Below are 20,545 nucleotides of genomic sequence, written 5' to 3'. Positions count from 1 at the left end.
AAATAATGCGACTCTGTGACCGTGACATTATTAAATGGCTAGATGAAGGTAAGCTGGTAATTACCCCTCGTCCCCCTGTAGAACGCATTAATGGGGCAACGGCTGATGTGCGCCTTGGGAATCAGTTTCGTGTTTTTCGTGGTCATACTGCCGCTTATATTGATTTGAGTGGACCTAAGGCAGAAGTCAATGCGGCACTTGACCGTGTCATGAGCGATGAAATTACGTTGCCGGCGGGAGAAGCCTTTTTCCTCCATCCTGGCGAATTGGCTTTGGCAGTAACGCTGGAATCTGTCACACTGCCTGATAATTTAGTCGGTTGGTTGGATGGTCGCTCATCTTTGGCTCGTCTTGGTTTGATGGTTCATGTTACTGCGCATCGTATTGATCCAGGCTGGCAGGGACAAATTGTCCTGGAATTCTACAATTCAGGCAAACTGCCTTTAGCCTTGCGTCCTGGTATGGTAATAGGTGCATTGAGTTTTGAACCGCTTTCTGGCTCTGCTGAACGACCTTATAACCGACGTCAGGATGCTAAATATAAAAATCAGCAGGGAGCCGTAGGTAGCCGAATCAGTGAGGATTAATCTTTTCTGGTAAAAGCCTTCTGGTGAAAATAGTCTTCTTGTGAACATGAGACTGGGGAAGTCATGAAAAGGTTGTTGACGACACTCATTATTTTGTTGGTAGTCATTGTGGCTGGCCTGATGGCATTGGTTATGCTGGTTAATCCAAATGATTTTCGTGGCTATATAGTCAAACAAGTACAAAAGAAGAGTGGCTACCAGCTCGTGTTGCGGGATGACTTGCGCTGGCATGTTTGGCCCAAATTAAGCATTCTGACCGGTGAGATCTCTTTGACTGCTGAGAATGCTAGGATACCGACTATTGTGGCCGAAAATATGCGTCTGGATGTGGAGTTGCTGCCACTGCTGTCTCATCAACTCTCAGTCAAAGAGGTGATGTTGAAAGGGGCTGTTTTGCGATTCACACCGGATAGTCAGCCGAAAAAGCAGCCAGAAGCCCCGATTGCGCCGGAAAGTGATATTCATTATCCCGCCATCACGGGCAGCCAGAATTGGAAACTGGACATTGCCAGAATCAGGTTAGTAGATGGCCTACTGATCTGGCAACCCAATAAAAATTCCCAATTAAATGTCCGTGATCTCAATTTATTGCTGGAACGAAGTGATCAAAATCACGTGAGACTTAGTCTGCGCAGTAAAATCAATAAAAATCAGCAAGAGCTGTCACTTAAACTCAATTCGTCGGTAGATATCTCTGATTATCCACAGCAGCTATCGGCCGACATGAATTCCTTTGAATACCAATTACAGGGAATGGGGTTACCATCGGCGGGTATTCAGGGAACGGGCAGTGCCATAGTGAAATATCAGGCTGCACCTGAATCGATTGCATTGCAAAAAATGGCATTGACGATGAATGATGGGAATGAGCTGAAAGGGAATATTACTGCCGTTTTGCAAGATAAACCGCAATATGCTATCAAATTGAGTTCGCCAAAATTCAATTTGGATAACGTGTTGGGGTGGGATGCCTTACCGAAAAATACGCCGCAGGCAAAGTATGATTATCGGGTTGAAAATAATTCCTTAAAACCGGTGATTGCAACATCGGTTTCGGCATTGTCTAACTATGACCTTACCTTTTTGCAAGGGTTTGATGCTGATATCTCATTGACGGCAGATAAATTCGTTTATCAGGGTATGGATATTGACCATTTTGACTTGCAAACTATTAATAACAGTGGCCTGACGGAAATCACAAAACTAAGTGGCAACGTGTTTGGTGGGCATTTTGCGCTGCCGACTTCAATTGATGCCACGGTTGTTCCTGCAAAACTACACACAAAGCCACTCTTACAGGGAATTGAGATACAACCTTTGTTAACTGCATTGGCATTGCCATCGATATTCAGCGGCCAGCTTCATGTTGACGGTGATCTTTTGGGAGAAGGTTACGATGAGTACGCTATTTCTCATTATTGGCAAGGTGATTTGAGTATCGAGCTAAAAAACGCACGTCTGGAAGGATTGAATATTCCTCAGCTTATTCAACAATCTTTTGCACGGGCAACAGATCAAGTCAGCCAACCTACAAATACAAATGATTTCACCGAAGCTAAAAATATGTCAGTGAAAGCCCAATTGGAGCGCGGTGAGGTTAAAATCAGTGAACTTGCTGCAACTTCAGGCATGTTCAATATTCAAGGTCAGGGGACAGCCAATTTATTGAAACAGAACACCGATGTTTCATTATGGGTGCAATTAACCAATGGATGGGGTAAGCAGAACGAATTGGTGCGTCGTTTGGCGCAGTTACAGATTCCACTGCGGGTTTATGGTGACTGGCACAATCTGCAATATGCGTTGAATGTAGAACCCATGTTGCGTGATGAATTACAGCAGAAGGCCAAAAAATCGATCAAAGATTGGCTCGAAAATAACAGCGACAATGAAAACCTTAAGGCGCTGGAAGGTCTACTGAATAAAAAAATAGGTGATCGCTTCGGCGATCACCTGATTTACTGAACTTATGGTTTTTTCTCAGTAGTGATATCGTTTTAATATCGTGAGTTATATTTCTGCCGTTTCTTCAACGGTCAGTGGAGTAATTTTCACTTTATTGATGCGATGACTGGTGATTTCCAGCGCTTCAAACAGATAGTCACTAATCTTCAATTGCTCACCTTGTTGTGGGATGCGTTGCAAATGCTCCATCAACAAGCCAGCCAGTGTTTGGTATTCCCGTTTTTCATCCAATGGCAGCGGCACATAAAGCACCAAATCTTCCAGGGGCATAAATCCATTGGCAATCCAATATCCTTCTTCCATAACCTGAATATCATGGCGAGCGTCGAGCTCTCCGCTACCTACAGGGAGATTACCTGTAATCGTTTCCATCACATCGGTGACGGTAACCACCCCTTCGACAGAACCGAATTCATCGACGACAAAGGCAAAATGGGTTTGTGCCTTACGGAATTGTTCCAACGCCTGTAGTAAAGAAAGCGATTCCGGGAAAATTAACGGTTGCTGAACTAACTTCCTTAAATCGAAAGTATTTTGCATCAGTTGTTGATTAAGGATATCAATCACATGTACAACGCCAAGCGGTTCGTCACCACTCTGTTCATCGGTGACCACAATTCGCGTGTGTGGTTTTTGCTCCAGTAGCGCGGTTAACTTTTCAGCAGGGGAATGGACATCAAGATAAATCACATCATGGCGTGAAGTCATGATGCTACTGACGGTACGTTGTGCCATGCTGAGAACGCGGGCAATCATCTGGCGTTCCTGAGGCTCAAAGAGTTCGTTATTATCTGCATGATCTGCAATCAGGTCAGAAGTATGGTTATCCAACGCAGCGTTTTCACGTTTGCCATTTAAAATGTGCAGAACAGCTTCTGCGGTTCTTTCGCGCAGGGAACGGGACGCGCTCAGGAACTTACGGCGATTGAACTGAGCGAACAGATTCAGTGCCTCAATCATGATGGAGAAGCCGATGGCAGCATAGAGATAGCCTTTCGGAATCGGGTAGCCAAAGCCTTCTGCAACCAGGCTAAAGCCGATCATTAGCAAGAAACTAAGACACAGGATCACGATGGTGGGGTGCGCATTGACAAATTTTGTCAGTGGCTTGCTGGCCCATATCATCAGGATCATGGCAATGGTTACCGCAGCCATCATGATACCAATATGATTGACCATTCCTACAGCAGTGATAACAGAATCCAGAGAGAATACGGCATCTAAGACGATAATTTGCACAACAACCGCCCAGAAGCTAGCCCCTTTGCGTTGTTGACTGGTATGCAGCATTTCTCCTTCTAACCGTTCATTTAATTCCATTGTCGCTTTGAACAGCAAGAAGATCCCTCCTGTCAGCATAATTAAATCACGGGCACTGAAAGGATGTTCCCATAAAATCACCAGGGGATTTGTCAGGGAAATGAGCCAGGATAAGCTAAATAGCAGCAATATCCTCATAAGAAGGGCGCAGGAAAGCCCTGTCAGGCGAGCTTTGTCTCTCTCTTTTTCAGGTAGTTTATCTGCCAGAATGGCAATGAATATTAAGTTGTCTATTCCGAGAACAATTTCTAAAACGATAAGTGTGGCCAGACCTGCCCATATCGTCGGATCAGCGATCCATTCCATATAATTCGTTTTGCCTTTTAGTGGGTCGGCACTTGCCGACTATTAAATAATGCGTACTGAAATGCGAAATATCAATAGCTGATTTATCTCAGTTGGAAATTTTTTCGGCAAAAAAACGTCATGACGATATCGATTGCATCAATAACTACCGCCGATGTCCATTCCTGAGTTAACATGTGACCTCATTAACAAATTGCCCACTCTGTTTTGTTGCATACGGAATGTATTACACAGGGTATTACGTATGACATCTTGGGTGGGCGGCAGTCATTATTAGACGGGAGTTATTCATGTCCAAACAGCAGATCGGTGTTGTCGGTATGGCGGTAATGGGGCGCAACCTGGCGTTGAATATTGAAAGCCGTGGTTACTCTGTTTCTATTTTTAACCGCTCCAGCGATAAAACAGATGAAGTTATTGCTGAAAATCCAGGGAAAAAATTAGTTCCAAGTTATTCCATTGAAGCGTTTGTCGGTTCGCTGGAAAAGCCACGTCGTATTCTGTTGATGGTTAAGGCGGGTGAAGCTACGGATAAAACCATAGCATCACTGATGCCACATTTGGATAAGGGCGACATTCTGATCGATGGCGGCAACACCTATTTTCAGGATACTATTCGCCGTAACCGTGAGTTGTCCGCTCAGGGCATTAATTTTATCGGCACGGGTGTTTCTGGTGGTGAAGAAGGGGCATTGAAAGGCCCTTCAATTATGCCGGGTGGTCAGAAAGAAGCTTATGAGTTGGTGGCCCCCATTCTAAAAGAGATCGCTGCTCAAGTTGATGGTGAGCCTTGTGTGACTTATATCGGTGCAGATGGTGCAGGCCATTATGTGAAGATGGTTCACAATGGCATTGAATATGGTGATATGCAATTGATTGCAGAAGCCTATTCTCTGTTGAAAAATTCATTGGACCTGAGCAATCAGGCGCTGGCTGAAGTGTTCAGTGATTGGAATCAGGGGGAGCTAAGCAGCTACTTGATCGAAATTACTGCTGATATTTTCCGTAAGCAAGATGAAGACGGAAAATATTTGGTTGATGTGATTCTGGATGAAGCGGCCAACAAAGGCACGGGTAAATGGACCAGCCAAAGCTCGCTGGATCTGGGTATTCCGGTAACACTTATTACCGAATCTGTCTTTGCCCGCTACATTTCTTCCCTGAAAGATCAGCGCGTAGCCGCATCTAAGGTATTGTCAGGCCCGGAAGTTCTGCCATTTAACGGAGATAAGGCGGCGTTTATTGAGAAAGTCCGTCGCGCCCTGTACCTGGGTAAGATTGTTTCTTACGCGCAAGGGTTTCAGCAGTTGAAGGCCGCCTCAGATGAGCACAACTGGGATCTGAACTACGGCGAGATTGCCAAGATCTTCCGTGCGGGCTGTATTATTCGTGCGCAATTCCTGCAAAAAATCACCGATGCATACAATGAAAACCCAGCGATTGCTAACCTGCTTTTAGCCCCTTACTTCAAACAAATCGCAGATGAATATCAGCAAGCGCTGCGTGATGTTGTTTCTTACGGTGTGCAGAATGGTATCCCAACGCCAACATTCTCCGCTGCCATCTCTTATTATGACAGCTATCGTTCCGCTGTCTTGCCGGCTAACCTGATTCAGGCACAGCGTGATTATTTTGGTGCGCACACTTACAAGCGTACTGATAAAGAAGGTGTTTTCCATACTGAGTGGTTGGACTAATCATTAGATATCTTTATAAGATATAACTATTGCCAAAGTTAAGGTGCTGAGTTTTCAGCACCTTTTTGGTGGAATGACGTGAAGTAAAAGTAAAGTATCAATCTGGAGGTTGCCACTTAAGCAATCGTTGGGCAAATCTCTCCAACCAATGTGCTATCTCTGCATCATGAAGATAAAGAAATGTCGCGGTAACGAGGATAGCAAGGCTGATTATTACCAGAACAAAAATATTATTCATATAATAGTCACCTATTTTCGTCTGGTTAAATTATAGCAAAATATTCTCCTGTATAAACTTAAGGTAAACTGATACCTATTTTTTCCTTCCTGCATAGGCAAATATTGATTTTGATCAAAATTACTGAGAGAGATCAGTGTCACATTGTAAATCAATTCTCTCACCTTGATATTTGGAATACTTCCGAAAAATCTAAGGAGTTTCAAATGGCAGCATCAACTTTCTTTATCCCGCCTGTGAATAAAATCGGTATGGGATGTATGGCTGAAGCCGTTGAATTAATAAAAAATTATGGCTACGGACAAGCTCTAATTGTCACTGACCGCGTGCTAAACGAGATTGGTGTTGTTGGAAAAGTGCAGGCGTTACTGGCGGATGTTGGAATAAAAAGTGCAATTTATGATGGTACAAATCCAAACCCGACTACGATTAATGTTGGAGAAGGTTTGCAGGTTCTGCGCCAGCATAACTGTGATTGTGTGATCTCTTTAGGTGGTGGTTCACCGCATGACTGTGCAAAAGGTATTGCGTTGGTGGCAGCTAATGGTGGAGACATTCGTGATTATGAAGGCGTCGATCGTTCAGCTAAACCACAGTTACCTTTGATTGCCATCAATACGACTGCGGGTACGGCTTCTGAAATGACACGCTTTTGTATTATTACGGATGTTGAGCGTCATATCAAAATGGCAATTGTGGATAAAAATGTAACGCCTATTTTGTCAGTTAATGATTCTACATTGATGGCGGGGATGCCGAAAGGATTGACTGCCGCGACGGGGATGGATGCATTGACTCATGCTATTGAGGCTTATGTCTCTACGGCGGCAAACCCGATTACTGATGCCTGCGCGTTGAAAGCGGTAACCATGATCAGCCATTATCTGCGTCGTGCTGTTGAAGATGGCAATGACATGGAAGCGCGTGAGAATATGGCTTATGCCCAGTTTTTGGCAGGTATGGCATTCAATAATGCGTCCTTGGGCTATGTCCATGCGATGGCACACCAGCTAGGGGGATTTTATGATTTGCCCCATGGTGTTTGTAATGCGGTCTTACTGCCACACGTGCAGCGCTTCAATGCAAAAGTTTCTGCCACACGCCTGAAAGAGATTGCGGCGGCTATGGGCGTTGAAGTTGGTGCTTTAAGTGATGCTCAAGGGGCTAAGGCTTGTATTCAGGCAATCAGTGAATTGGCAAAAGATGTGAATATTCCGTCAGGTTTGTCAGCGTTGAACGTAAAAGAGGAAGATTTACCAATACTGGCAACCAATGCATTGAAAGATGCCTGCGGATTTACTAACCCAATTCAAGCGTCACATGAAGAAATCATTACTATCTTTAAGGCAGCAATGTAGCTCCAGTGAGTAAAAGCCACTTCGTTTATGTGTTTGTTGACGAAGTGGCGGTTAATCTCAATTCTTGCATCGGAAATTACTTTTTGGCTGAATGTCGTTTCCGCAATTGACGGATGATACTACTGAGATCGAGTTTTTGATCCTGGAGTAGAACCAGCAGATGATAGAGCAAATCTGCGGCTTCGTTGGTTAATTCTTCCCGATCATTAACTGTAGCGGCTAATGCGGTTTCGACGCCTTCTTCGCCAACTTTTTGGGCGATGCGTTTTGTGCCACTGGCATATAAGCGAGCGGTATAGGAACTGTCTGCTGAGGCATTTTTTCGGCTTGCCAGTAATTGTTCCAATTCATAGAGAAAGCCCCATTCGGTTTGTGCGGGAGCAAAACAGCTCTCATTACCTTTATGGCAGGTAGGACCAGTAGGATCGACCAGGGCTAGCAGAGTATCGTTATCACAGTCGGGATAGATACCGACCAGATTCAGGAAGTGGCCGGAGCTTTCGCCTTTTGTCCACAATCGTTGTTTAGTGCGGGAAAAAAAGGTCACTTTGCCAGAATTGAGCGTGATATTCAGTGCATCCTGATCCATATAGCCCAGCATTAACACGGTTCCGGAGATGGCATGTTGGACGATGACGGGCATCAGATTATCCACTTTTTCCCAATCCAGTTTCTCAATTTCTTGTGTTGTTAATTGCTGTGTTGTCAACATGTCCTAACCTCGATGCCCTGTGTGGCAAGATATTGTTTGAGTTCACTGATGTTAATGATCTGTTTGTGAAAAACAGAGGCAGCCAAAGCTCCATCAACATTTGCAAGCCGGAAAGCATCAAGGAAATGTTCTGGTGTTCCGGCCCCTCCAGAAGCAATTAATGGTACAGAACAGACACCACGCACTAATTTCAGTTGCGTGAGATCATAGCCATTACGAACCCCATCCTGATTCATCATATTCAGGACGATTTCACCCGCGCCGCGTTGTTGCACTTCTTTGATCCAATCCAATGTCTGCCAACGGGTTGCAGCTGTACGTCTTTCATCTCCGGTAAATTGGTAAACCTGATAGTGATGAGTATCCTCATCAAACCACGTATCAATGCCCACGACGACACATTGGACACCGTAGCGATCAGCCAGACGGTTAATCAGGTCTGGATCAGCCAAGGCTGGGGAGTTGATGGAAATTTTATCTGCACCGAATGCTAAAATTTGCCCTGCTTCTTCCACGGTTTTAATACCACCCGCTACGCAGAAAGGGATATCGATAACTTCAGCGACTTTCGCCACCCAGCTTTTATCTACCACCCGGCCATCGGAAGAGGCGGTAATATCGTAAAATACCAACTCATCCGCCCCTTCCTGAGCATAGCGCTGGGCGAGGGGAACAATATCGCCAATAATCTCATGGTTGCGGAATTGTACGCCTTTAACGACGTGTCCATCACGGACATCCAGACATGGAATTATGCGTTTTGCCAACATTGGATAGCCTCCGTTAGGGTAAATTTTCCTTCCAGTAGTGCGCGTCCGACAATGACTCCTGTCACACCAGAAGCAGGCAGGGGAGAGATATCGGTGAGACTGCCAATGCCGCCGGAAGCCTGAAATTGGATTTGCGGATATTGCTGGCTGATTTCCTGATAGAGCGCAATATTGGAGCCGCTTAATGTGCCGTCGCGGGAAATATCGGTGCATAAAACATGTTTGAGTCCGACAGGGAGATACTGCTCAATGACGTACTCAAGGGTAGCGTTGCTGTTTTCTTGCCAACCACTAACAGCGACTTGTTTTACCCCATCTGCATTGATACGAACATCCAATGCCAGCACAATGGCTTCTGCCCCGTAGTTTTGCAACCATTGTTTGATTAATTCAGGCTGTGTAATTGCCGTGGAACCAATGACAACCCGGCTTGCACCTGCTTCAAGCAAGGTTGTTATATCTGCCTCTGAACGAATACCTCCGCCAACTTGAACGGGAACAGTAACGCCTGCCAGTAGCTCTTTTAAGAGTGTAATTTGGCGTTTGGCAGGATCTTTGGCACCCGTCAAGTCTACTAAATGCAGTAATTTAGCGCCTTCCTGTTCATATTGCTGTAAGCGTGAGAGCGGAGAGCTGCCATAATCCCGGCGTTGGTTATAATTTCCCTGATGCAAACGCACCACATTGCCATCAATTAAATCTAATGCGGGTATAATCATGCGCTTACATCTCCAAAAAGTTTGTTAATAATTGTGCGCCTGCTGCCCCTGAACGTTCAGGGTGGAATTGCACACCAAAGAAATTGTTTTTTGCAATGGCGCTGCTAAATGTATTGCCATATTCAGTTTGGGCAGTCGTATATTCACCGACAGGCAGGGCATAACTGTGAACAAAATAGAAACGGGAATTATTTGCGATAGAGCGAAACAGTGGATTATCTGTCAACGCTTTCACCTGATTCCAGCCCATATGTGGCAATGGCAAATCTGCAGTCATCATTTTTTTGACTGGTGCGTCAATGAGCTGCAATAGAGGGATATTATCTCCTTCCTCACTGACACGCGCCAGCAATTGCATACCGAGACAGATACCTAATACGGGCTGGGTAAGAGCATTAATCAAGGGAATTAATTGTCGTTGTTCAAGTTGTTTCATCGCGGCAGTCGCCGTACCTACCCCCGGCAGAAATAGTTTATCGGCTGTTTGAACAATATCCGCGTCTAAACTCACCGTGGGTTCATAACCTAACCGACGGATGGCATAGGTAACAGAAGCGAGGTTAGCGCAGCCTGTATCTAGAATAACAACGTTCATCATAGCTTCCTTTATCGCCTTTCCTATAAAACACCTTTGGAACTTGGTAAGATTTTGCCCTCTACGCGAATAGCTTGGCGTAAAGTTCGGCCAAAGACTTTAAACAGGCTTTCTGCCCGATGGTGATCATTTTTGCCTTTAGTTTTCAAGTGTAAGGTGCATCCCATTGTGTAAGAGAGAGAACGGAAAAAATGTTCGATCATTTCTGTACTCAAATCGCCAACTCGTTGGTGTTTAAATTCAGCTTTATATTCAAGATGTGGGCGCCCGGAAATATCCAGAGCACAGCGAGCAAGGCATTCATCCATTGGCAACATAAAACCAAATCTGGCAATGCCGCGTTTATCCCCCAATGCCTGCTTTAAAGCTTCTCCCAGTGCGAGACCGGTATCTTCAACAGTATGATGATCGTCAATATAGAGATCACCCTTGACCTGGATATTCATGCGGAAGCCGCCGTGAGTTGCGATTTGATCTAACATATGATCGAAAAAACCAACGCCCGTATTGATGCGACTTCCTCCTTCACGATCCAGCCAAATTTCAATATCGATAGCGGTTTCTTTGGTTTTTCGTTCGACATGAGCATGGCGATCTTTACGGATCAGTTGTTCGCAAATGACCGACCATCCCAGTGATTCGGGCTGGTAGCGAATGCCTCTGATCCCCATATTCTGGGCTAATTGTAGATCGGTTTCCCGATCGCCGATGACATAACTGTTGTCAGTATCAATGACATTGTCTGCCAGATATTTTTGTACCAACCCAAGTTTGGGTTTACGGCAGTGACAGTTATCTTGTGGTTTGTGTGGGCAAATCAGGACCTCTTCAAAATGGAGACCTTGTGAAGTGAAAACCTGCATCATCAAGGCATGAGGTGGCTCAAAATCCGCTTGTGGAAAACTAGCCGTACCTAACCCGTCCTGATTAGTGATCATCACTAATTTATAATCGGCCTTTTGCAGGGCGAGTAAGGCAGGGATTACTCCAGCTTCAAAAGCCAATTTATCAAGGCGATCAACTTGATAATCACTGAGTGGTTCGGTGATTAATGTTCCATCGCGGTCAATAAAAAGCATTTTCTGACTCATGGGTTTTCTGTTTCCTTGATTTGTTAAGGTTGGTCGGAAAGCGCACTAATGGCACGAACCAACTGTTCACATTCATTCCGGTTGCCGACGGTAATGCGCAGACAATTCGTTAATCCTGGTTGTTTACGCTGGTCACGCAGGATGATCCCTTGTTCCCATAGCGTTTTAAATACAAGCTCTGCATCGGTAAATTTCACCAAAATATAGTTGGTTTCGCTTGGAAATACGTTTTCAACCAACGCCAGTTTACTGAGGGCTTGCTGGAGATAAGCCCGATTGTTGGCGATCTCTGCTACACGATTTCTCATTGTTGCAATGCCTGCTTTAGTGAGTGCTTGTGCCGCGATATCAGCAACAGGCGTCGCCAATGGATAAGGAGCAATCACTTTTAGCATCAGTGCGATGATATCGGCAGAGGCCAGCGTAAATCCACAACGTAATCCAGCCAAAGCAAAAGCTTTCGAGAGGGTTCGCAAAATAACTAAGTGAGGATAGTCTTGTAGCCAACGGGTGGTAGCATGGGTCGTTGTGTGTTGTGGGCAAAATTCGATGTAGGCCTCATCAATAGCAACAATGGCACGGTTACGGGCTAATTCAAGGATCTGGCGTAATGCCACAGGATCAATCAGGTTGCCTGTCGGATTGTTGGGGCTACAGATATAGATAAGCTTGACGCGATCCAGATTATTTTTGATAGCGGCAATATCTGGTTGCCAGTCGGCGCTGGCAGGAATTTTTTTCTGTTCTACGCCGAAGGTTTCGGCGCTAACACTGTACATACCATAGGTTGGTGGGCAAAACAGGACCGCATCGCGCCCTGGCTCGCAGAAAACGCGGATCAGCAGTTCGATAGATTCATCGGCTCCGCGGCTGACAAGAACTTGCTCCGGTTGCAGGCCAGCATAATCGGCATAACGTTGAATGACGGTTGTTGGTTGGCATTCAGGATAGCGATTGAGTGTATTTTCGGTGAGTTGGAAATCAGGTGCGATGGGGTATTCATTCGCATTTAACCAAATATCACCACAACCACCCAGACGGCGGGCAGACATATAAGGGACTAATTTGCGAACGTTTTCTCTTGCCAATGAATTGATATCAAAAACTGTACTCATGATTGTTCCGTTCAAAGCAGCCATACGTAACGTAATAGCATTTTTGTGCCCGATAAGCTGTTCTGCTTGTGCCAGTGTTTCGATAGTGGGGGCGAGTTTTTTTAATCCTTGCGGTGTGATCCGCTGGACGGTCATTCTTTTCAGGAAATCAGCCAGGCCGAGACTGGAATAGGTTGAAGTATAGCCATAGGTAGGCAGAACGTGATTGGTGCCGGAAGCATAATCTCCGGCGGATTCAGGCGACCAGTCACCAAGAAAAATAGAACCGGCGTTGGTAATCTGCTCAAGGAGTTGTTCAGGCTGACGAGTTTGGAGGATCAAGTGTTCTGGACCATATAGGTTGCTGATTGCGACGCACTGGTCGAGATCTTGCGTAATAATTATCCGGCTGGCTTGCAAGGCCTGGATTGCGATCTGCTGGCGTGGCAAAGCGATGAGTTGGGTTTCAATTTCATGGATAACTTTTTTAGCTAAATTTTCATCGGGAGTTAGCAGTATCACTTGGGAATCGGGACCGTGTTCTGCTTGTGAAAGCAGGTCTGCTGCCGTAAATACGGGATTGGCTCCGCTGTCAGCAATAACCAATACTTCGGACGGGCCTGCGGGCATATCGATTGCCGTGCCGTCAATCTGTTGGCTGACCTGACGTTTGGCCTCTGTTACCCATGCATTTCCGGGACCAAAAATTTTGTCAACTTTGGCAACGGATTCTGTGCCGAATGCCATTGCGGCAATCGCCTGAGCACCACCGATTTGAAATATTTCGCTGATCCCACATAGTTGTGCAGCATAGAGTATTTCATCGGCAATAGGGGGGGAACACAAGATAACGTTACGGCAACCGGCAATGTTGGCGGGTGTACCTAACATCAGTACCGTTGAGGGCAGGGGAACAGAGCCGCCGGGAATATAGAGTCCAACTGAATCTATTGGACGCGTCACTTGTTGGCAGCGAACCCCTGGCAGTGTTTCGATATCAACTTCTGCCGGTTTTTGTGCTTCGTGGAATTGACGGATATTATTCATAGCCTGTTGCATCGCCTGCTTGATTTCAGGCGTCAGGCGAGTGACCGCTGCCTTTACCTCATTGGCAGAAATCTGGATGGTTTCAACAGTGGTTTTATCGAAACGTTGGCAGAACTCTTTTAATGCTTGATCGCCGCGAGTTTTTACGGTTGCCAGAATCTGTTTTACTGTACCGGCAATATCGTCGGACGCAGCAATAGCTGGACGGGTCAGCAATATTTTTTGTTGTTCTGGCGTACATGATTGCCAGCGAATGATGGTGTTAAAATTAGCGTTCATCAAGGTTACTCCATCATTTTTTCAATGGGCAAAACCAGAATAGAGCTGGCACCTAATGCCTTGAGTTTTTCCATCGTTTCCCAGAACAGAGTTTCACTACTGACCATATGCATGGCTACGCGATTTTGTGCCCCTGCCAGCGGCAAGATAGTGGGACGTTCTGCGCCTGGTAGCAGGGATATAATCTCTTCCAATTTGTCGTTGGGAGCATGCAGCATGATGTATTTGGATTCTCGTGCCTGAATGACGCCTTGGATGCGGAGCATCAATTTGTCAATAAGCTGTTGTTTGGCTTCTGCTATCTCGCCATCACGTTGAATCAAACAGGCTTTTGACCGATAAATAACCTCAACTTCCCGCAAACCATTGGCTTCCAACGTGGCTCCTGTGGAGACTAAATCACAGATAGCGTCTGCAAGCCCGGCACGGGGGGCAACTTCGACTGAACCATTGAGAAGACAAGATTTGAAGAGAATGCCTTTTTGGTCTAAATAACGTTTCAATAAGTGCGGGTAAGAGGTGGCGATACGGGCATCTTGCAGGCATTCCACATTGGTATAATCGCAATCAAAAGGCATTGCTAGGGAAAGCCGACAATCGCCAAAATCGAGTCGGCGCAATATGAGATAGCGAGGATCTTCTCCTTGTGCCTGGCGGGTCAGTAGCTCTTCTTCAAGCACGTTTTCCCCAATAATGCCCAGATCGACAACCCCATCCATCACAAGGCCCGGAATATCATCATCACGGACACGCAGAATGTCGATAGGCATATTTTCAGCGAACGCGATGAGGCGTTGTTGCTGTAAGTTAATTTTGATGCCGCAACTTGCCAGTAATGTTCTGGAATCATCACTCAGGCGGCCTGATTTTTGAATGGCTATACGTAAACGTGTTTTATCTAGCATGTTTTGTCCTATCTCAAGATTCAGTCAGTAATTAATTCCTAACAATCAGAAACAAAAAACCCCCGGAAAATCTTCCGAGGGTTTTTATCGTATTCGTACCACCGGAAGACGGGTTAAATGTCTTCCAGCACACAGCAGCCTGAAAGACTAGTCAGGATGATGATGGTGGCGATGGTTAAATTGAATACGGTTCATATATACGCGTTCTCTATTTTTTCTACAAAGTTGTTTTTTACAAAAAGTTGTTTTTTATAAAAAGTTTTATACAAAAATATGCTGTACTGAATAATGGCTGTACGTAACGTTATGTTTGTGACTAGGGATGGGTTGCTTGTTGTTTAACCTATACGATTTTGTGTATAAAAAGCAAACTTTATTTTAAAGAGGATATTCATTTCTTAATAACATATTGTTTTTAAAGTAAAATGTGTTTGGTTGCTATTAAACGAATATATGAGTAATGTTAGCCGTGGTTATATAATGGCCTAAGAATCAAAATGGCATTGCTTTTGGGAGGATGGGGTGAGAAAAGTTTCCATTATTGGATTAGGGTGGTTAGGAATGCCATTGGCACAAGCACTCCAAAGCGGAGGAATGCAGGTAGTTGGTAGTAAAACAACACCAGATGGTGTTGAAGCGGCTTGTATGTGTGGCGTAGATTGTTACCAGCTCAATTTAGAGCCTCAGATTGTTTGCGATGCGGATGATCTTGATCAACTGATGTCTGTTGATGTACTGGTTTTGACATTGCCTGTTAGTGGTGTTGCTGGTGGGGGGAAGGGATATGTAAAAGCAGTACAACTGGTTGTTGATACTGCGCTTTCGTATTCGATTCCACGAATTATTTTCACCAGTTCGACTTCAGTTTATGGTTCATCGGTTGGTTATCTCAATGAAGATGAGTCCGTGTCCCCCGAAACTGAATCAGCCAAGGCACTGGTTGAGCTGGAAAACTGGCTGCATCAACTGCCCAATACATCGGTCGATATCTTACGTTTGGCCGGATTGGTCGGGAATGAGCGCCATGCTGGGCGTTTTCTCGCGGGAAAGAAGGCACTCAGCGGAGGAGAAAGTGCGGTCAATTTGGTACATCAAGATGATGCTATTTCTGCCATTAAGCTGCTTATTCAACGATCGGAAGGTGGGCATCTTCTTAATTTGTGTGCACCAATACACCCGAAAAGAGCTGAATTTTATCAATCAGCCAGTCGCCAGCTCGATCTGATACCGCCAGAGTTTTTACAGTCAGAAAGTGCAGAAATCGAAAGTAAGATAGAGAAAATCGTTGATGGTAGCCGCATCTGTCGGGAACTAGGGTTTGAATATCAGTTTCCAGATCCCGGCAGGATGCCAATGAGTTAATGAAATAACAAGTAAAATCTCAATTTATTTCTATCATAACAATCTTTTTGAAAGCGGGTCTTTCGGTCAGTAATTGATACCAGCGTTCTAAGTTTGGCAGGGATGGGCGCTCTATTTCTACGTTTAACCATAAGTAAGCCAGCGGAGCCAGAGAGATATCAGCCATACCAAATTTGTCGCCGGCAAGGTATTGTTGATTGCTGAGGGTGTCATCGACAATTTTTAGCCATTTTTCAATTTCAGTTACAGATTGGGCGATAATTTTAGGGTCACGTTGATCTGCCGGTGTTCTAATGAAGCTGATTACAAATTGTTTTATAGGCGCGAAGAGGTTGCAGCCTACCCAATCCATCCATTTTTCAACGCTGGCCCTTTCTTGGAGATCGGCGGGATAAAGGCTATCTTTACCAAATTTTGCAGCAATGTAACGAACAATTGCATTGGATTCCCATAAGATAAAATCGTCTTCTTGTAAACAAGGAATAACTGCATTGGGGTTCATACGCAGGTATTCAGGATCGTTGAGTTTGCCAAATTTGCCACCAACATCAATTTGCTGATACGGCACATTTAGCTCTTCCAGACACCAAAGCACTTTTTTCACATTTGATGAATTTTTACGGCCCCAAATTGTCAGCATCATTTGCTCCTTAAGATCAGTACATTTTTCGATGATTGATAATATGACAATAAAACCTGTTGAATAACAGAAAAATCTTTACGTTATTGGGTTGGAGTCTTCTTTCATAACATCCTATATTAATAGAGTTTTAGCAGAGAAAAAGGGCGAGCGATGATGAAAAAAAGACAGCAGATACCGATAATTAAATCTTTTACTTTTGGCTTGGGTATTTTTTGGTTGGCGAATATCAGTGTATATGCAATGGAACAGCCCGCTACACCTGAAATTGATGCAAAAGCCTATGTGTTGATAGATTATGCCAGTGGAAAAATCCTGGCCTCAAATAACGCGGATGAGCGGTTAGATCCTGCCAGCTTGACGAAGATAATGACCAGCTATGTTGTAGGACAGGCGATCAAGTCAGGGAAAATTTCCACCGAAGATAGGGTAACGGTTGGTAAAGATGCCTGGGCTACAGGGAATCCAATACTTAAGGGTTCATCGCTAATGTTTTTGAAACCGGGTGACAGGGTGAAGGTGATTGATCTGAACCGCGGTGTTGTTATCCAATCCGGTAATGACGCCAGTATTGCACTTGCAGATTATGTTGCAGGCAGTCAGGATGCTTTCGTTGATTTGATGAATAAATACTCAGAAACACTAAAATTGACGAACACTCATTTCAAGACAGTGCATGGTCTGGATGCAGCAGGGCAGTATAGTACTGCCCATGATATGGCGCTTTTAAGTCAGGCCATGATCCGTGATGTGCCGGAAGAATACGCCCTGAATAAAGAAAAAGTGTTCACTTTTAACAACATCCGTCAGCCTAATCGTAATCGTCTGTTGTGGAATGAAAAAATAAATGTGGATGGTATCAAAACCGGACACACTAGTGGCGCGGGTTATAATCTTGTTGCATCGGCAACCGAAGGGCCAATGCGTTTGATTTCAGTGGTATTGGGTGCGCCTAGTGATCGCGTACGTTTTTCTGATAGTGAAAAACTTTTGTCATGGGGATTTCGTTTTTATGAATCAGCGACACCGTTGAAGGCCAGTGATACTTTGGTAACGAAGAAAGTATGGTACGGGACTCGTCCAGAAGTCGCATTGGGAGTAGAAAAAGAGGCTTCCGTGATAGTTCCCCGTGGGCAAGTAGGGAATTTGAAAGCGAGCTTTACTCTGGATAATACCTCACTTGAGGCACCATTAGCTCAGAATCAAGTGGTGGGTACGGTGAACTTTTTACTGAATGATAAGATGATTGACCAGCGCCCACTGGTCGTTAAAGAAGCGGTGGAAGAAAGTGGTTTCTTTGGACGTATGTGGGATTTCGTTGTAAAAACGGTCAGCGGCTGGTTTAATTCGATCTTCGGGTAACATCTAGATGAAAAAAATGCCAGTCATCAAAAGATCGACTGGCATTTGGCGTTTTTTAGATGCTACCAACGAAGAAAACAGATCACATGACTGAGTAAATTGCCGCTGAAATAGCAATTGAACCGGTCACAATAACAAAAATATTGCTTGGTTTACCTGCATATTTGCGCATAGCTGGAACTTTTTTGATTGCATACATTGGCATGATAAATAGGATCATCGCAATAACGGGTCCACCCAGTGACTCAATGATATTCAGGATGCTTGGGTTAAGTGTAGCGACGAGCCAGGCACTGAGTAGCATGAAGAGGCTAGTGATACGATTCAGCGTTTTATGCTGAATAGTCTTGCCACGTGTGTTAATCATTGCTTTGTTCACAATACCGTTAAAGCCTTCGCGGGCACCCAGATAGTGACCGAGGAAAGATTTGGTTATAGCAATAAATGCGATAAATGGCGCAATATACTCAATAGTTGGTACACGGAAGTGGTTAGCCAGGTAGGACAGAATAGTGATGTTCTGTGCTTTTGCTTCTGCCAAATTTTCTGGTGACAAACTCAGTACGCAACTGAAAACAAAGAACATAACTGTCAGCACCATCATGATATGAGCATAGGCTAGAATGCGTGAGCATTTTTTCTCTGCGTGCTCACCATATTCTTCACGTTTTGCAACTGCGAATGCTGAGATAATTGGGGAATGGTTAAAAGAGAAAACCATAACAGGGATTGCCAGCCACAGGGTAAGCAGCAGACCATTATTGCTTGTCGCAGACATGATACTATTCTGCGACAGGCTATCAAAAATGGTAGTGTTCCAGTGAGGGACTAAGTATAAGGCCAACAACATCAAAACGGTGACGAATGGGAATACCAATATACTCATGGCCTTAACAATGGCTTTCTCACCGAAACGGATGATGCTCATCACACCCAGAAGCAATACTAATGCCAGCAATGCACGTGGTGGAGCATCTATCTGTAGTTGATGCACAAGAAAGCTCTCTACTGTATTGGTCAATGCAACACTGTACACGAGCAGAATAGGATAAATAGCAAAAAAAATAGAGGACGGTGATCAGAAAGCCTGCAACTTTACCAAAATGTTCTTCTACCACGCCGGTGATATCATCACCACTGCTTTTACCAGATAAAACAAAACGGCACATTCCACGGTGTGCAAAAAATGTCATGGGAAGAGCAAGAATTGCCATGATAATGAGTGGAATTAAACCACCAATACCTGCATTGATGGGAAGAAACAAAACGCCGGCACCAATCGCTGTGCCATATAATCCCAGCATCCATACTGTGTCTGATTTACGCCAGGTAGTGTGATTGCTTTTGCTGGACGCAGAGGATGCTATCGAACCTGCTTGAGATGAGTCCATAAGTATCTCCGAAATAACGCGGTAAAGTAAAATTTAAAAACTACTAAACCCGCACATTAATTAAATGTGCGAGTTGGATTTTTATATGAATAATAAGTTGTCAGATATTGCGTTGGTGTTTATCTAAACGTTTTTACTACTACATCCAAAAAACTTAACCCCAGACTTTTGGTAGGGGAAATATAGTTATTTTCAGTGAAATGTACCGTGATCACTCTCGCAATTGCAAGATTTATATAGAAAAGGAAAATTGTTAAAAATATTCATAGAAATGTTGATTAAATATTAAGAAAAATAAAGTGCAAATTTTGTTAAAGAATATACGGTCATGCTCCCAATCATTAGATTGTTGTAGTAAACTCCCCACTTTTTATGGTCATGCACCCAATAGTTAGATAACCTTTGGAAGATAGTATTCACGCTCAATGAAAGTGCCTATCACTTTGTCATGCATTTCTTCGGATTTGGAATAACAGATCGTTTTCCGATTCAGTCTCTTGATGCGAGTACGTAAGGTCAGATTGGTTCTTTCGATACGTTGAGTAAATTTCTTCCCTCTAAAGTGTTTTTCCTCAGAAAGGCAATCGTAAACGGCATAATTATCGGTACAGAAAAATTGAATTTCGAAAGGAGCCAGAAGTGCCAGCAATTTGCTCAGTGTTTTCCTGCTGCGATCCCCCAATACGTGCGCGATTATTTGCTTTTGCTCCGGTTCCCAGGCATACCAAAGCCAGCGCTGATTCTTCTTGTTACCGACAAAAGACCATTGTTCATCAATTTCGCAGATAATATGAATATTATTTGCGGCCAGCGGCAGTGTAGTTACCTGTCTGGGTTCGAGTTTTTTAGGGTACGAAGAACGGTGTTGATACCCACCTTCAGGACACGAGCGGTGTCTCTGATACCGCCATTATTCGCAGCCATATCCACAATCTGATCTTTCATTCCGGGTTTGCAGGCTTGGTAGGTGTAATTCAGTTGAAAGGTTTTACGGCAGGCATAACAGTGATAACGCTGATGTCCGCTGCTTCCTTTTCCATGCCCTTTGACCTCTTCCGCTTTGTGACAGTAACGACAAACCACATCAACTTTAGCCATATCTCACCA

The 20,545-nt window shown here is 44.4% G+C and carries 17 protein-coding genes, 2 pseudogenes and 1 other annotated feature; of the genes and pseudogenes, 6 read left to right on the top strand and 13 right to left on the bottom strand.

Features of this window, described 5'->3' with window-relative positions; all coding sequences use genetic code 11:
- The first annotated feature begins 5 nt into the window (after window positions 1–5).
- Both dcd and asmA read left to right on the top strand, forming a co-directional pair.
- Window positions 6–587 carry a dCTP deaminase gene (dcd, locus tag PXH59_RS08455; protein WP_047766961.1) on the top strand — a complete coding sequence of 194 codons (582 nt, stop codon included), beginning with the start codon at window positions 6–8 and terminating at the stop codon, window positions 585–587.
- A gap of 63 nt (window positions 588–650) precedes the next feature.
- Window positions 651–2,552, top strand: coding sequence for an outer membrane assembly protein AsmA (gene asmA / locus PXH59_RS08450; protein ID WP_285811272.1), 1,902 nt, complete (start codon window positions 651–653; stop codon window positions 2,550–2,552).
- Between the two features lie 45 nt (window positions 2,553–2,597).
- Here asmA and PXH59_RS08445 read toward each other — a convergent pair whose 3' ends face one another.
- Complete coding sequence (locus tag PXH59_RS08445; protein ID WP_285811270.1) at window positions 2,598–4,178, bottom strand: TerC family protein; 1,581 nt, start codon at window positions 4,176–4,178, stop codon at window positions 2,598–2,600.
- A gap of 290 nt (window positions 4,179–4,468) precedes the next feature.
- Between PXH59_RS08445 and gnd the strand changes: the two genes are divergently transcribed.
- Together gnd and yiaY are read left to right on the top strand one after the other, a co-directional pair.
- Window positions 4,469–5,875, top strand: coding sequence for an NADP-dependent phosphogluconate dehydrogenase (gene gnd, locus PXH59_RS08440; protein ID WP_285811267.1), 1,407 nt, complete (start codon window positions 4,469–4,471; stop codon window positions 5,873–5,875).
- Between the two features lie 444 nt (window positions 5,876–6,319).
- Window positions 6,320–7,471, top strand: a complete 1,152-nt coding sequence (gene yiaY / locus PXH59_RS08435) for an L-threonine dehydrogenase (RefSeq protein WP_047766968.1) — start codon at window positions 6,320–6,322, stop codon at window positions 7,469–7,471.
- Window positions 7,472–7,547: 76 nt separating this feature from the next.
- On the opposite strand, the gene hisIE is transcribed toward yiaY, so the two are convergent.
- The 9 genes and pseudogenes from hisIE to hisL form a co-directional block, all read right to left on the bottom strand.
- Window positions 7,548–8,183, bottom strand: a complete 636-nt coding sequence (gene hisIE, locus PXH59_RS08430) for a bifunctional phosphoribosyl-AMP cyclohydrolase/phosphoribosyl-ATP diphosphatase HisIE (RefSeq protein ID WP_285811264.1) — start codon at window positions 8,181–8,183, stop codon at window positions 7,548–7,550.
- Complete coding sequence (gene hisF / locus PXH59_RS08425) at window positions 8,177–8,953, bottom strand: imidazole glycerol phosphate synthase subunit HisF (RefSeq protein ID WP_285811262.1); 777 nt, start codon at window positions 8,951–8,953, stop codon at window positions 8,177–8,179. The genes hisIE and hisF overlap by 7 nt, the downstream gene beginning before the upstream one ends.
- A complete protein-coding gene (gene hisA / locus PXH59_RS08420; protein ID WP_285811260.1) occupies window positions 8,935–9,672 on the bottom strand; it encodes a 1-(5-phosphoribosyl)-5-[(5-phosphoribosylamino)methylideneamino]imidazole-4-carboxamide isomerase in 738 nt (245 codons plus the stop codon). Before hisA ends, hisF begins: the two co-directional genes overlap by 19 nt.
- 4 nt (window positions 9,673–9,676) lie before the next feature.
- The gene (gene hisH, locus PXH59_RS08415; protein ID WP_285811696.1) at window positions 9,677–10,267 is read right to left on the bottom strand and encodes an imidazole glycerol phosphate synthase subunit HisH; all 591 of its coding nucleotides are present in this window, start codon (window positions 10,265–10,267) and stop codon (window positions 9,677–9,679) included.
- A gap of 23 nt (window positions 10,268–10,290) precedes the next feature.
- Window positions 10,291–11,358: a bifunctional histidinol-phosphatase/imidazoleglycerol-phosphate dehydratase HisB gene (gene hisB, locus PXH59_RS08410; RefSeq protein WP_285811258.1), complete on the bottom strand. Its 1,068-nt coding sequence runs from the start codon at window positions 11,356–11,358 to the stop codon at window positions 10,291–10,293.
- 23 nt (window positions 11,359–11,381) lie between these two features.
- Entirely contained in the window at window positions 11,382–12,473 is a 1,092-nt protein-coding gene (gene hisC / locus PXH59_RS08405; RefSeq protein ID WP_434223373.1) for a histidinol-phosphate transaminase, read from the bottom strand.
- Window positions 12,474–13,778, bottom strand: a pseudogene (gene hisD, locus PXH59_RS08400) (histidinol dehydrogenase); the annotation flags it as partial. It abuts the gene before it with no gap.
- A 5-nt stretch (window positions 13,779–13,783) separates the two neighbouring features.
- The gene (hisG, locus tag PXH59_RS08395) at window positions 13,784–14,683 is read right to left on the bottom strand and encodes an ATP phosphoribosyltransferase (protein ID WP_047766980.1); all 900 of its coding nucleotides are present in this window, start codon (window positions 14,681–14,683) and stop codon (window positions 13,784–13,786) included.
- A gap of 50 nt (window positions 14,684–14,733) precedes the next feature.
- Window positions 14,734–14,855: a sequence feature (His leader region), on the bottom strand.
- On the bottom strand, window positions 14,831–14,878 hold the full coding sequence (gene hisL / locus PXH59_RS08390) for a his operon leader peptide (protein ID WP_285811693.1): 48 nt from the start codon (window positions 14,876–14,878) through the stop codon (window positions 14,831–14,833). (Overlaps the previous feature by 25 nt.)
- A 327-nt stretch (window positions 14,879–15,205) precedes the next feature.
- On the opposite strand from hisL, the gene PXH59_RS08385 reads away from it, so the two are divergent.
- Window positions 15,206–16,045: an SDR family oxidoreductase gene (locus PXH59_RS08385; protein ID WP_285811252.1), complete on the top strand. Its 840-nt coding sequence runs from the start codon at window positions 15,206–15,208 to the stop codon at window positions 16,043–16,045.
- 19 nt (window positions 16,046–16,064) lie between these two features.
- On the opposite strand, the gene PXH59_RS08380 is transcribed toward PXH59_RS08385, so the two are convergent.
- Window positions 16,065–16,685, bottom strand: a complete 621-nt coding sequence (locus tag PXH59_RS08380; protein WP_285811691.1) for a glutathione S-transferase family protein — start codon at window positions 16,683–16,685, stop codon at window positions 16,065–16,067.
- A gap of 153 nt (window positions 16,686–16,838) precedes the next feature.
- Between PXH59_RS08380 and PXH59_RS08375 the strand changes: the two genes are divergently transcribed.
- Complete coding sequence (locus PXH59_RS08375; protein ID WP_285811250.1) at window positions 16,839–18,047, top strand: serine hydrolase; 1,209 nt, start codon at window positions 16,839–16,841, stop codon at window positions 18,045–18,047.
- Window positions 18,048–18,129: 82 nt separating this feature from the next.
- On the opposite strand, the pseudogene PXH59_RS08370 reads toward PXH59_RS08375, so the two are convergent.
- A pseudogene (locus tag PXH59_RS08370) lies at window positions 18,130–19,438 on the bottom strand (HAAAP family serine/threonine permease).
- A gap of 391 nt (window positions 19,439–19,829) precedes the next feature.
- Window positions 19,830–20,536 (bottom strand): IS1 family transposase gene (locus PXH59_RS08365; RefSeq protein ID WP_285808308.1). Its coding sequence is split into 2 segments (ribosomal slippage): window positions 19,830–20,287 and window positions 20,287–20,536, totalling 708 coding nucleotides; the frame shifts between segments, so codons are not numbered across the junction.
- Window positions 20,537–20,545 lie beyond the last annotated feature (9 nt).

It is taken from the genome of Xenorhabdus bakwenae (assembly GCF_030272115.1).
GTDB lineage: Bacteria > Pseudomonadota > Gammaproteobacteria > Enterobacterales > Enterobacteriaceae > Xenorhabdus > Xenorhabdus bakwenae.
Note: the sequence above shows the minus strand (reverse complement) of the source record. Positions and strands in the feature narration are given on the sequence as shown.

Excerpts from the sequence above, each read along its gene's own strand:
- dcd (WP_047766961.1), top strand. The coding sequence starts at position 6 with ATGCGACTCTGTGACCGTGACATTATTAAATGGCTAGATGAAGGTAAG.
- asmA (WP_285811272.1), top strand. The coding sequence starts at position 651 with ATGAAAAGGTTGTTGACGACACTCATTATTTTGTTGGTAGTCATTGTG.
- PXH59_RS08445 (WP_285811270.1), bottom strand. The coding sequence starts at position 4,178 with ATGGAATGGATCGCTGATCCGACGATATGGGCAGGTCTGGCCACACTT.
- gnd (WP_285811267.1), top strand. The coding sequence starts at position 4,469 with ATGTCCAAACAGCAGATCGGTGTTGTCGGTATGGCGGTAATGGGGCGC.
- yiaY (WP_047766968.1), top strand. The coding sequence starts at position 6,320 with ATGGCAGCATCAACTTTCTTTATCCCGCCTGTGAATAAAATCGGTATG.
- hisIE (WP_285811264.1), bottom strand. The coding sequence starts at position 8,183 with ATGTTGACAACACAGCAATTAACAACACAAGAAATTGAGAAACTGGAT.
- hisF (WP_285811262.1), bottom strand. The coding sequence starts at position 8,953 with ATGTTGGCAAAACGCATAATTCCATGTCTGGATGTCCGTGATGGACAC.
- hisA (WP_285811260.1), bottom strand. The coding sequence starts at position 9,672 with ATGATTATACCCGCATTAGATTTAATTGATGGCAATGTGGTGCGTTTG.
- hisH (WP_285811696.1), bottom strand. The coding sequence starts at position 10,267 with ATGAACGTTGTTATTCTAGATACAGGCTGCGCTAACCTCGCTTCTGTT.
- hisB (WP_285811258.1), bottom strand. The coding sequence starts at position 11,358 with ATGAGTCAGAAAATGCTTTTTATTGACCGCGATGGAACATTAATCACC.
- hisC (WP_434223373.1), bottom strand. The coding sequence starts at position 12,473 with ATGAGTACAGTTTTTGATATCAATTCATTGGCAAGAGAAAACGTTCGC.
- hisG (WP_047766980.1), bottom strand. The coding sequence starts at position 14,683 with ATGCTAGATAAAACACGTTTACGTATAGCCATTCAAAAATCAGGCCGC.
- PXH59_RS08380 (WP_285811691.1), bottom strand. The coding sequence starts at position 16,685 with ATGCTGACAATTTGGGGCCGTAAAAATTCATCAAATGTGAAAAAAGTG.
- PXH59_RS08375 (WP_285811250.1), top strand. The coding sequence starts at position 16,839 with ATGATGAAAAAAAGACAGCAGATACCGATAATTAAATCTTTTACTTTT.